The organism is Alcaligenes sp. GW821-FHT11D07 (genome assembly GCF_058808495.1).
The window spans coordinates 45769-58714 of record NZ_JBXART010000001.1 but is presented as its reverse complement, the minus strand read 5'-3'; the positions used below and the strand labels follow the sequence as shown (position 1 = coordinate 58714).

The following is a 12946-nucleotide window of genomic DNA, read 5'->3' as shown; positions in this document are numbered from 1 at the left end:
CTCATCAGACCTCCAGCTCAGCGGTACGACGCACAGCAGCCGAACCAGACTCGGTCAAGGCGAAAGCCCCCGACTTCACAATGATCAACAGCACGTGCAAGGCAAAGACCAGATGACCCAGCGTCATCAAGGCGCCACCCACAGAACGACCTTGCAACCAGGGCATCGTCACTTCTACGGATTCCATGAAGCTGCGAGCCGGGTCAAGCAAAGCCAAACCTTGCAGAACACCACCGATGCTGAGCGTAATCATGTAGACGGCAAAACCTGCGACCACCAGCCAGAAGTGCCAGGAAATCAAGGCGGGACGCGGCCAGGTCGTATTCAGAATGCGTGGCAAGGCGAAATACACGCCGCCAAAAATCACCATCGTCACAAAGCCGTACATACCCAAATGCGCATGTGCCACTGTGAAGTGGGTAAAGTGAGTAATGGAGTTCAAGGAACGCAGCGCTTCTGCCGAACCTTGCAAGGAAGCGGCGGTGTACATCATGGCGCCAAAGACGATGAAACGCAGAACTGGCGAGTGACGCAGCGCACTGAAGTGGCCTTTCAAGGTCAAGTGCTGGTTAGCGGAGAAGGCCAGAACCGGGATCACCATCATCACACTTTGCACGATGGACAAGGTAATCAGCCATTCAGGAATGGGACCACCAATCAAATGGTGGGCACCTACCTGGCCATAGAAAAACGCCAAGGTCCAAAAACCCAGCAAAGACAAGTTATAGGAGCGCACAGGGCGTCCGATAACTTTAGGCAGGAAGTAGTAAATAGCGGCAATCGACATGGGGGTGTAGAACAGACCCAGCACGTTATGCCCGAACCACCAGTTCATGGTGGCTTGTTCTACCCCGAAGTGCACGCCCGGCACTTTAGCAACCAGATACAGGATCGGGAACCAGAACAGCGCGGCACCGATATACCAAACCGACACATACAGGTGCTTGACCTTGCGCTGCGACAGCATCAAAGCCAAAGGCATGCCAATCATCATGCCGCCAAAAGCGAACAAGACCCCGATCTGCCAAGGAATTTCCAGCCACTCCAGACCGGCGTTCAAGCCAATCGCCAAAGCGCCGATACCTGCTACCAACGCGGCATTCCAAACCATGCCGCCCACCATCACCAAACGGCCACCCAATAGAGGCGTTTGCAGCAGGCGCGGCAACATCCAGATCGTCAGGCCCAGCAAGCCCATGGGGGCCCAGCCATAGGCCACACCATTTAAGTGAATGGTGCGCAAACGGCCAAAGCTCAACCAGGAGATGTCCCCCAGAAACTCGGGCCAGTGCAGCTTTAAGGAGCTGATCAAGCCTGCAAACGAGGCCACCACCAACCACACCACCGCACAGACAATCAGCAAAAATGCAGGCATCGAGCTGGAGCGGTCTGCCAGTTCACGGGCTTGCATTTCCGCCGCACTGGTTTGCTGACCATCGTTTTCTGCCAAATGTTCGACGGCAGCCAAGGCCAGCGCCTGCCGTTGAGCGGCATCGGCAGAGGGATCTTCGGGCTGACCAATCTCGCCCTTGTGGAAAATAGTGCGCGCACCGCTGACATCGGCATCGAACAGGCCCTTGCGCAAGGACCAGATAAAGACAAAAAGTCCGGCAATCGACAGGATGAATGCGGCAAGCAAAAGCGCCGTCGGGTTCATGGTATTCCTCTGATTAGGTAGGGCCGCACCCCGCGTGGGGCACGGACGAAAACACCCGGCAAGGCTACCTGTCAGCCCAGAGCATTCCAAGAATCAGTTAAAGCTTAAAAAACCCTATCAGTTGGCGCGAAAGCGGCTTAAAACGCCATTTGCTTGTGCTTATTCACCTACGCATCAGATAATCAAAAAACAACATTTATTGTATTTACCGTATCAGATGGACAGGAACCCTTGATGAAACTGTACGAAAGTCTGGCCAAAGAACTGGCTCAAGCGATTCTGGACGGCACTGTCGCAGCGGGCGCTCGCATGCCGTCGGTGCGGCAGTTAATGGACAAACACAAGATCAGCGCCTCGACCATTTTCCAGGCGTATTACCGCCTGGAAGCACAGGGCCTGATCAAGGCCAGGCCGCGCTCCGGATATTACGTATGCGCCAATCTGGCTCCTCATACGCTGGAAGCCGATACCGCCTCCGAGCCGCCCTTGCAAGCCACCAGCGTCAACAATAGCGATCTGATCATGGCAATTTTGCAGTCCAGTTCAGAACGCTCAGTGGCCCCCTTGGGTTCGGCTTTTCCCAGCCCCCTGCTTTTCCCACTGGAGCGCCTGGGACGCTTTCTATCAGCCAGCATTAAGCAACAAGACCCCTGGGCCAGCGTGGACGACCTGACACAAGGCCACGCCCCCTTGCGCCGACAGATTGCCTTGCGCTATCTGGCGCAGGGCATGGCCATCAATGCCAACGACATTGTGATTACCAATGGCGCACTGGAAGCCTTGAACCTGTGCCTGGCTGCTGTCACCCAGCCCGGCGATATCGTGCTGGTGGAGTCCCCCACTTTCTATGCTGCCCTGCAATCGCTGGAACGCATGAAGCTGCAGGCGCTGGAAGTTCCCACCCATCCCCGCGAGGGCATTGATCTGGACGCACTGGAAAAAGCCATTCTGCGGCATGCTCCCAAGGCCTGCTGGCTGATGACCAACTTTCAAAATCCGCTGGGCAGCCTGATGCCGGACAGCAAAAAAGCGCAGCTGGTCGAACTGCTGGCTCGTCATGAAATCCCCTTGATCGAGGACGATGTTTATGGGGAGCTGTACTTTGACACGGAGCGCCCGCGTCCCGCCAAAGCCTTTGACCGGCAAGGTCTGGTGATGCATTGCTCCTCTTTTTCCAAAACGTTGGCCCCTGGCTATCGTATAGGCTGGGCTGTGCCTGGACGCTACACCCGCGAAGTCGCCCAAGCCAAACTAACCACCACGTTGACCTCTCCCGTTCCCACCCAGTTGGCGCTGGCCAGCTATCTGGAAAAAGGCGCTTACGATCAGCACTTGCGCCGTCTGCGTGCGCAGCTCAAGGCGCAGTACGCCGAATTCTCCAAAGCCTTGGGCCGATACTTCCCGGCAGGCACACGCGCAACCCGGCCCGAAGGTGGTTACTTTTTATGGGTGGAACTGGACAAGAGCGTGCAAACCCTGGAATTGCACCGACAGGCTTTATCCCAAGGCATCAGCCTGGCGCCAGGCTCCATCTTTTCCACCACTCAAAATTACAGCCATTGCCTGCGTCTGAATTTTGGTCATCCCTGGACCGAACGCAGCCTCCCTGCTCTGGAGACACTAGGCAATTTATGCAAACCCTTGTCACTTAAAAAGTAATGAAACAAAGGACTGATCAATAGAAAATAAAAATCGCTAATTGATTGAAATAATTAGATAAAAACCTCATTATTGCGCAGCTTCCTGACTGAAGCGTACTGTCTCAACTGGAGTGTGCAATGCCCCAATCACTACGTACTCAACTGATCGGCACCTGGAAACTGAGGTCCTTTGACTTCACCCCGGCTGATGGCTCCCCCAGCCGTCCTGGGTTTGGCCCGGACCCGGTAGGCTTGCTGATCTATACCGAAAATGGCGACATGTCGGCACAGCTAGGTCGTAGTAACAGGGCTTCCATGGACGAATGCCAAGCTCTGCTGGAAAGCTATCTGGCCTATGCTGGCACCTTCGAGGTGGATGAGCAGAACAAATGCGTCAGCCATTTTTTGGAAATGGCCTTGGCGCCCAGCTGGAAAGACGAGACACAACAACGGCTGGTCGAATTCAAACAGGGTTTCTTGCAACTGAGCACGAAAAACCAGGTCGAGTTCGAGGGTGTGCCAGGAGTCGGCGTTTTGTTATGGGAACGGGTGGGCAGCTGATTGGCCCTTGATTACCAGGCAGCGAAAAGACAGAAGGCCAGCGCAAGCTGGCCGTTTTAGTTCTGGTTCTCGGCATCCAGAATACTTAAGAAATAATCCACAATGGCATGGGCACGCCGGTCCTTGCGCATCGCCAGCGACAGGGGAATCGTAAACTGACGCTGCTGGGGATTAAGCGCCACCATCTCCTGCTTCTCCACCCACCGTGCGGCGGCATGCTCGGGCAAAAAGCCGATGTACTCCCCCGTCAAAATCAGAAAAGCGATCCCTTCGCGGTCACTGGCGGTAGCCATGCCATTCAAATCCTGATGTTGAGCAACCGCTTCGGGGCTCATGCGATAAGCGGGAGCAATAGTGGCCGCACGCACTAATTCTGAATCAGGCACCGCTCCTTTTTGCGCGGCCTCAAACAAAGGATGCCGCGAAGAACAGTACAGAAAATACTGTTCCTTATATAAAGGGCGATATTCCAATTCGCTCAACGAGTTGGTGACCGGCAAAACCCCCATATGCAAGCGCCCGTCCAGCAAGCCGCGCTCAATTTCACCGGGCGTACTCATGCTGATCTGCACCCGCACCGCCTCGCTGTTTTGACGCAGGGTGCGCAAGGCAGAAGTAATGTGCATTTGCGGCTCAGTGACCAGATTATTAAGCAGCCCAATATTCAAATCACCCCGCAAGCTGGAGTGCAATTGATTGACCTCGCTGCGAAAGTTTTCCACCGCTGCCATCAAGGTTTCACTAGCGCGCAGAACTTGCCGACCTTCTTGCGTCAAGGCAAAACCCGCCCGCCCCCGCTGACAAAGCCGGATTCCACCCAGGCGTTTTTCCAGATCGCTCATATGCAGGCTGATAGCCGAGCGAGTAATGCCCAATACCCCCTCCGCCGCTGAAAAGCCACCTACTTGCGCCACCGTCCTGAACACGCGTAGCAAGCGCAAATCAAAATCGGAAACCTGCAGCAAGCCTTTAATGTGCATATAGGTAAGTAAATCAATAAGTGAACTTGAATAAAAACGTATTTTACTCAACAACTTAGCTACCTACACTGGGGGTATTCACCGCCTTGAGGAGACCGACGTGAACTCACCCTACTTTGCGCCGCAGCAGATTGCCAGTGAACTCAATCTACAGTCCCACTGGATGCCGTTTACAGCTAACCGACATTTTCAGCAGGACCCGCGTCTGGTCGTTAAAGCCGAAGGCAACTGGCTCTACGATCAAGATGGCCGCCAGATTTTTGACAGCCTGTCTGGGCTGTGGACTTGCGGTGCCGGCCATGCCCGTCATGAAATTCAAGCAGCGGTGCACCGGCAGCTGGGGCAACTGGACTACTCCCCCGCCTTCCAGTTTGGTCATCCCGCCGCATTTCAGCTGGCCGATAAGCTGATCCAGAAAACACCCGAAGGCCTGGATCATGTGTTTTTCACCAACTCGGGTTCGGAATGTACTGACACCGTCGTCAAGATGGTGCGTGCGTACTGGCGCATCAAGGGCCAGGCCACCAAGACCCGCATGATTGGCCGTGCTCGTGGCTACCACGGCGTGAACGTCGCTGGCACCAGCCTGGGCGGTATAGGCGGCAACCGCAAGATGTTTGGTCAACTGATGGATGCCGATCACTTGCCGCATGTGTTGCAAGCAGACTGCGCCTTTACACGCGGCCAGCCCGAAACCGGCGGCCTGAGCTTGGCTGACGAACTGCTCAAACTGATCGAGCTGCACGATGCCAGCACCATTGCGGCCGTCTTTGTGGAACCTGTCTCTGGTTCGGCCGGAGTGCTAGTGCCGCCGACCGGCTATCTACAGCGTCTTCGCCAGATCTGCGACCAGCACAATATTCTGCTGGTCTTTGATGAAGTCATCACCGGACTGGGCCGCCTGGGTACCTACACCGGGGCGGAATACTTTGGCGTCACTCCCGATCTGATGACCATGGCCAAGCAATTGACCAACGGCGCAATCCCTATGGGTGCCGTGATCGCTAGCAAAGAGATCTATCAAACCTTTATGGGCCAGGATCTGCCGCTGCATGCGGTGGAGTTCAGCCACGGCCACACCTACTCGGCCCACCCGGTGGCCTGCGCAGCAGGACTGGCAGCGCTGGAGTTGCTGGAACAGGACAATTTGCTGCAGCGCTCTGCCGAACTGGCTCCGCACTTTGAGCAGACACTACATCAATTGCGCGATAGCCCCAACGTAGTCGATATCCGCAACTGCGGGCTGGCCGGTGCCATCCAACTGGCTCCTCGCGATGGCGACCCTGCCATTCGTCCTTTCGAGGCGGGTTTGCAGCTTTGGAAACAAGGCTTTTATGTTCGCTTTGGGGGTGACACGCTGCAATTTGGGCCTACGTTTACCTCTACCCCTGCCCAGATCAGTTCGCTCTTCGATGCGGTAGGCGGAGTTTTGAAGCAATTGGCGTAAAAGCACAGAGCGGGGTGATCTTGCCAGAGCACCCCGCTTGTCCAAACATGCTTTTCTTAGCCGGCAGATAACCCCCCGCAACACAGGCTTGGGTGAAGCTATTTCCCTGGCCCAGCCCCCTGCTCCAAACCCGACAAAAGCGCCATAATAGGAGTTTTGCTCCACAAGAATCGTTCAGCGCCATGAGTCCATCCAGTCACCCCGCATTTGCACAAGCCCCTATTGGCGTGTTTGATTCGGGCGTGGGCGGATTATCCATCTGGCGCGCCCTGCGCCAATCCTTGCCCAACGAGCATCTCCTCTACCTGGCCGACTCACACTACGCCCCCTACGGCGACCGTTCCCCCGAATGGATTGTGGAACGCAGCCTGCAAATGATTCAATTGCTGGTAGATCAGGGCTGCAAAGCGGTGGTCATTGCCTGCAATACCGCCACCTTGGTTGCCGCCCCCGCGCTGCGCGCCAAGCTCTCCATCCCCATCATCGCCATCGAACCAGCCATCAAACCCGCTGCCGCCTTGAGTCGCAGCCGTAGCGTCGCCTTGATGGCCACCAGCCGCACACTGGACAGCAGCGGCCTACAAAGCCTGATCGACCGCTATGCCTGCGACGTGGAAGTCATACGCATCCCCTGCCCAGGACTGGCAGACCGGGTCGAGGCCCTGCAACTGTCAGGCCCCGAAATCGAAGCAGAACTCAAAGAGCGATTAGCCCCTGCCCTACAAAGCCAAGCCGACACCCTGGTGCTGGGCTGCACACACTACCCCTTTTTGCGCCCTAGCATCGAAGCCATCAGCGGCTCGCGCTTCCACATCCTGGAACCTTCCTTTGCCGTCGCCACCCAAGTGCACCGACGTCTGGAACAAGCCAGTTGCCTGAACACACAAGAACAGGCAGGCACCAGCGCCTTCATCAGCAGCGCCCCAGCCCCACAGGCCCAAAGCGTGATCCGCGCCCTGACAGGACTGGCCGACCCCATGATGCTGAGCTTCCCGAAACAAGCACTCAGCACCTAGTAAAAACTGCGAGAGCGCAATACCGCAACGTGCTCCCCATGACGGAAACCACCGAACAACCAAGCCGTCTGCTCATCAACCCGGTCCGCTCCCCTTTCCTCGAACGCCCCTCCTGACGCTGTGACGCTGTGACGCTGTGACGCTGTGACGCGATGACGCTGTGACGCGATGACGCTGTGACGCGATGACGCTGTGACGCGATGACGCTGTGACGCGATGACGTAAAAAACTCCCCTACGGGTAAGTTTTTTACGTCCCTCAATCGCACTTTCCTGATCACCTTGAGGGATAGAGAGCCGCTTGGGGCCCCGGAGCAGGGGGCGAAGGCGAGTCAAACGACTTGCCGCAGGCGGGGACACTATCGGGGATGCGAGCAGTCTGCTGTTTGAGCGCGACGCTTATAGCTCGTCCGGGGGACGAGCTATCGCGCGAGTTCAGACTGCGCCCCGATGGTGTCTCCGACAAGGGCACCGACGCATAGCGTCGGCAAGTTGTCCGCCCCCGCCCCCTGCTCCGGGGCCTCGAGCGGCGGCCTACTCAAAGCGAGCCAAACACCAAAGCACCCGCCATAAACCAATACTAACCCACCTTAAATTTGCCACCTAAACCATAAAAACACCCTAAAACCCCACCAACCCACCCCACCGTAACAAACCATCCATCAAGGCAGCACATCCCCGGCAAGCCGCAGCCGGCCAGCGCTTGCCCACCTATCTACACGCCACCTCAGCCCCCATCCCATAAAACACAATCCAATCATCGGTGGATTTAGCCATCCGTTCACAGGGCAGTCATACGCCCTACCTACACTGCCCCCAGTCCTGATCCAATGCCGACTGGGCAAGCCCCCCACGCACAGTCCGGCCTCTCTTTTTCACTTTCCTCTACGAGTGGCTGTATGACCTTCTCCCCCCGTCTTTCCAAATCCCCGGCCTTGCATCGCATGCAACAAGCCGGGATTTCCTTGTCACTAGCCCTCTTGCTCAGCGCGTGTGGTAGTGGTGGCTCCAGCGGTAGCGACAGCACAGCAAACCCCGGCGTCGACCCAGAAACACCCACAGTCGAACCAGGCGACAAGCCACAGGCATTAGGCGGCAAAAAAGCACTGCTCGTCACCATCGACGGCCTAAGCTACGAGGCCTTGTTGCAGGCCCGTCAAGCAGGTCAGCACCCCGCTCTGAAATCCTTGATCATTGCTCCCGCCCAGACCGGCGGCTACGTGGGTACCCCTAGCGAACAGCGCACCTTGCCGCTGCCCGGTTGGGCTTCCCTGATTACAGGTGTCTGGGCCGATCAGCACGGTTTGCGTGGCGTAGGCAATGCCACTTCTGCTTTGAGTGCGCCTACGCTGGTCGCCCTGGCATCAGAAACACCCGCCTCCGCCTTGGCCTTAAGCAACGCGGACTACCGAACACTGTGGAGCCAGGACCTGCAAGACGGCCGCATCATTGAAGCGGCCAACTGTACAGACTCCGATAGCTGTGTCAGCGAACAAACCCAAAAGTACCTGCAAGAAGGCAAGTCCCTGATCCTGGCCCAAATCCAGGCTCCCGCCCGGGCTGCCGCACAAGGTGGTTTGGGTAGCCCGGCCTATCAAGAAGCGGTGCAGGAATCTCTGGCTGCCTTGGACAAGCTGTTTGCCTTGATCGAAACACGCAAACAGGCAGATGCGTCAGAAGACTGGCTGGTCATTCTGACAACCAGCTACGGTATGGACGAGTTTGGTGGCACCACCGGTTCGCAGTTCAATCGCAACAAAACCAGCTTCATTGCCACAAACAAAACCTTGGCTTCCTTGCCTGCCGCTGACAGCCCAGTCAGCAGCACCACGGACATGAACAGTCTGGCCGCCGTCATCGACATCGCCCCCACGGTGCTGTCTCACTTGGACGTACAAAGCGAACCCTACCGCTTCCGTGGTTCGCCCTTGCAAGCCGAAACCCGTATTCGCAACCTGGCTTATAGCAAACCAGCCGACAAGAATATGGTGGATCTGAGCTGGGTCCTGCAGGGTGAGGCCAGCCAAGAAATCCAAGTGATGCGTGATGGCAAACTGATCGCGACCTTGCCTGCTGGATCGACCCAATACGCCGATCCTTTGCCCGCCTCGGATAGCGCACAGACCTATTCCCTGCATTACTCGGTGCAAACCGGCAAAGCGGCCTCTACCCTCAAGGCCGAGGTGGGCTACCAGCCTCCCCCGAAACTGGCCGACACACTAAAGACAGGTCTGCAAAGCTACTACACGTTTAGTGCCCAGCCCTTTAGCGACAGCAAAGGGGGCAGCAGCCTGCAAACCTCCACCCCGGCTGTACCTGCAGGTCAGTTAATTGCCGCTGACTTTCTGGACCCAAGCAGCGCCAAAGGCGGTTTGCGCATTCTGGGCAGCAATGCCGACAGCAATGGCAACCGTGGCTATCGTCTGTCCATGAGCCGCGATCTGTTCTCCCTGAACAGCGTCCCCAAGCTGACCATCGGCTTCTGGTTCCGAACCCCCGATAACTGTCAGGGCTATGGAGCCTCCATCATGGCCAACAAGAACTACGACTCGGGCAACACCGCCGGTTTCGCACTAGGTCTGTTCAATTCGGGTGGCTGCGACATTCGCTTTAACACCGGCTACGGCGGTGGCCGTAACGAGAGCCAAGGCTACAACGTCACACCCAATGAGTGGGCGTATGTAGCCGTCGTAATCGACAAGGCCGAAGGCAAGATGCTGGGCCACGTATTCGATCCCAAAAAGGGCGCGCAGTTCAGCTCCGTCGCACTGGAAGCCCGCACGATTCAGGCTCTGGGCGGCAGCGGCACCGGCGAGCTGGGTTTGAACGAAGACGTTACCGGCCAGTACTACAAACGCTGGGGACGCAGCGACATCAATATGGACTTTGGCGAACTGGCCATCTGGGACCGCGCCTTGAGCACGGACGAGCTGACCAGCATTTTTGAGTCCCGCCAACCTTTGTCCAGCCTCCAACCCTGATCGCCACGCAAGGACTTTTCATGACTTCCAAGAACACCTCATTGACCTTCGAGCGCCTTAAACGCGCATCCGTTTTGCTGATGTTCTGCGGCCTGCTGGCCGCCTGCAGTAGCGGCAGTGGCACCGATGGCTCGCAAGATCCAGGTTCGCCAGAGGAACCAACAGAACCGGGCAAGCCCACTCCTGAACCTGCGCCGCAACTCAAATGCGCCCCTTGATTGACTGACGAGATTAAGCACAATGACTTCACGCCGCACATTCCTACGCAATATGACTGGTGCCAGCCTGGCGGCCGGTTCCCTGGCTGCCTTTCCTCCCAGCATTCGCAAGGCACTGGCCATCCCGGCCAACAATAAAACGGGCACGATCAAAGACGTCGAACACATTGTGGTTCTGATGCAGGAAAACCGTTCCTTTGATCACTACTTCGGCACTCTGAAAGGTGTACGTGGCTTTGGGGATCGCTTCACCATCCCTTTGCCCAATGGCCGCAACGTCTGGCAGCAAAACGTCAGTTCCACCGAAACCGTCATGCCGTATCACCTGGACAGCACCAAGGGTAATGCCCAACGCGTGAACGGCACGCCGCACTCCTGGTCTGACGGCCAGGCCGCCTGGGATCACGGCCGCATGGATTTTTGGCCCAAGCACAAGAACCGCCACTCCATGGGCTTTTATCGCGAAGCCGAAGTGCCCTTCCAGTTCGCCATGGCCAACGCCTTCACCCTGTGTGATGCCTACCACTGTTCCATGCACACGGGCACCAACTCCAACCGTATGTTCTTGTGGACCGGCACCAACGGTCCCAGTGGCAGCGGCGAATGTACGGTGAACAATGCCTGGGACAGCCTGGGAAGTTCGCTCCTGGGCTATGAATGGAAAACCTATCCAGAGCGCCTGGAAGAAGCGGGCATCAGCTGGAAGGTATATCAGAACTTGCCCGACAACTTCACCGATAACTCCCTGGCTGGCTTCAAACAATATCGCCGCGCCAACGAGCAGTCGGGCAAACCGAATAACAGCCCCTACGATCCGGCAGACGACAAGGGCAATCCTCTCTATAAAGGCGTGGCTAACACCATGCCCGATGGTGGTTTTTTCGGTCAGTTGCGCAAGGACGTGGAAGAAGGCAATTTGCCGCAGATCTCCTGGGTGGTCGCCCCGGCCAACTACTCCGAACACCCAGGCCCATCAAGCCCGGTGCAGGGTGGCTGGTACACGCAAGAGCTGCTGGATGCGCTCACCGCCAACCCTGAGGTCTGGAGCAAGACCGTATTGCTGGTCAACTTTGACGAAAACGACGGCTTCTTTGACCACGTACCATCGCCCTCCGCCCCTTCAATTGATCCAGTCTCCGGCAAGCCTGCTGGCAAGACCTCTTTAAGCGCAGAAGAGCTGGCCTTTGAGTACTACAACTACCCCAGCCCCAAAGGTCTGGCCGGTCAGCCGCCACGCGACGGCAAAGCGTTCGGCCCCGGAGTACGTGTGCCCATGTATGTGATCTCCCCTTGGAGCCGGGGCGGTTGGGTGAACTCGCAAGTATTCGACCACACCTCCGTCATCCGCTTCATGGAAGCGCGCTTTGGTGTGATGGAACCCAATATCAGCCCCTACCGCCGCGCAGTGTGCGGAGATCTGACCACCGCCTTCAACTTTGCCAGCCCGAACGATGAACCCCTGCCCACGCTGAACGGTCGTCGCAACCGTCAGGAAGCGGACTCCATCCGCAGCGCGCAGGAACGTCTGGCCCAGGTTCCACAACCCGTGGACAACCAGCGCATCCCAGTCCAACAAACCGGTGTGCGCCCATCGCGCGCCCTGCCCTACGAACTGCATGTCAGTGCCCGTTGCGACAGCGAAAAAGGCGTACAGCTACTGTTTTCCAACACAGGTAAAGCGGCTGCTGTGTTCCATGTCTATGACAAGCTGAATCTGGACCGCATCCCGCGCCGCTATATGGTTGCTCCTGATCAGATCCTGGATGATGTCTGGGACGTGCAGGCGAACAACCTGGGTCACTACGATTTGTGGGTGCTGGGCCCCAACGGCTTTCACCGTCACTTCCGAGGCGACGTCAGTGTGCTGAGCCAGTCTGAAGCCGCCCGTCCTGAAATCCGCGTCTGCTACGAAGTCTCCAAAGGCGACATCTATCTGGAAATGATGAATGGCGGCCAGACTGCCTGCACCTTTACCATCCAGTCCATGGCCTACCGCGAAGATGGCCCATGGGAAGTCACCGTGGAACCCGGCAAGCAATCCAAGCAATCCTGGACCTTGAAATCCAGCGGCCACTGGTACGACTTTGTCGTGCGCAGCAACAGCGACCCCAGCTTCTACCGCCGCTTTGCCGGCCGTGTAGAGTTCGGCGAGCACGGTGTCAGCGACCCGGCCTTGGGGATCCCAGCCTACTTGTAATTGGTAAACGCTTCAACTTGAAAGTCTGACGATGTGCGCGTGCGCACCACACGCACTTTTCCCCGATGCCTGCCTGCAGCATCGGGGTTTTTTTATGCCTGGTTTAAGACTAAGCACTGTTTATAAAGATAGTCGCTGCGCTGTTACCGGCTACCTAGGCGTAGAAATGCTAGGAATCCAAACAGGCTTCCGAATTACCTTAGAGGATCGCCATCAAACCTTTATGGCGTATCACCGCAAGACTGTTTTC

General features: G+C 57.1%; 9 protein-coding genes. 7 read left to right on the top strand and 2 right to left on the bottom strand.

Translation table 11 applies throughout. The features are described 5' to 3' along the window. Positions 1-4: 4 nt before the first annotated feature. A complete protein-coding gene (locus AC1RSM_RS00295) occupies positions 5-1657 on the bottom strand; it encodes a cbb3-type cytochrome c oxidase subunit I (protein WP_492928327.1) in 1653 nt (550 codons plus the stop codon). A 234-nt stretch (positions 1658-1891) separates the two neighbouring features. Here AC1RSM_RS00295 and AC1RSM_RS00290 point away from each other — a divergent pair, with 234 nt between their 5' ends. Both AC1RSM_RS00290 and AC1RSM_RS00285 read left to right on the top strand, forming a co-directional pair. Beyond that, complete coding sequence (locus tag AC1RSM_RS00290; protein WP_492928325.1) at positions 1892-3316, top strand: aminotransferase-like domain-containing protein; 1425 nt, start codon at positions 1892-1894, stop codon at positions 3314-3316. 119 nt (positions 3317-3435) lie between these two features. Continuing rightward, positions 3436-3858 carry a lipocalin-like domain-containing protein gene (locus tag AC1RSM_RS00285; RefSeq protein WP_492928323.1) on the top strand — a complete coding sequence of 141 codons (423 nt, stop codon included), beginning with the start codon at positions 3436-3438 and terminating at the stop codon, positions 3856-3858. Between the two features lie 56 nt (positions 3859-3914). On the opposite strand, the gene AC1RSM_RS00280 is transcribed toward AC1RSM_RS00285, so the two are convergent. Then, on the bottom strand, positions 3915-4889 hold the full coding sequence (locus tag AC1RSM_RS00280; RefSeq protein ID WP_492928321.1) for a LysR family transcriptional regulator: 975 nt from the start codon (positions 4887-4889) through the stop codon (positions 3915-3917). Positions 4890-4938: 49 nt separating this feature from the next. Here AC1RSM_RS00280 and aptA point away from each other — a divergent pair, with 49 nt between their 5' ends. From aptA to AC1RSM_RS00255, 5 genes are all read left to right on the top strand, one after another. Further along, positions 4939-6285 carry an omega-aminotransferase AptA gene (aptA, locus tag AC1RSM_RS00275; RefSeq protein ID WP_492928319.1) on the top strand — a complete coding sequence of 449 codons (1347 nt, stop codon included), beginning with the start codon at positions 4939-4941 and terminating at the stop codon, positions 6283-6285. Between the two features lie 182 nt (positions 6286-6467). Next, complete coding sequence (gene murI, locus AC1RSM_RS00270; protein ID WP_492928317.1) at positions 6468-7301, top strand: glutamate racemase; 834 nt, start codon at positions 6468-6470, stop codon at positions 7299-7301. Positions 7302-8199: 898 nt separating this feature from the next. Next, positions 8200-10281, top strand: coding sequence for a LamG-like jellyroll fold domain-containing protein (locus AC1RSM_RS00265; protein ID WP_492928315.1), 2082 nt, complete (start codon positions 8200-8202; stop codon positions 10279-10281). Positions 10282-10301: 20 nt separating this feature from the next. Then, the gene (locus AC1RSM_RS00260; RefSeq protein ID WP_492928313.1) at positions 10302-10499 is read left to right on the top strand and encodes a hypothetical protein; all 198 of its coding nucleotides are present in this window, start codon (positions 10302-10304) and stop codon (positions 10497-10499) included. Between the two features lie 22 nt (positions 10500-10521). Continuing rightward, on the top strand, positions 10522-12696 hold the full coding sequence (locus AC1RSM_RS00255) for a phosphocholine-specific phospholipase C (protein WP_492928311.1): 2175 nt from the start codon (positions 10522-10524) through the stop codon (positions 12694-12696). Positions 12697-12946 lie beyond the last annotated feature (250 nt).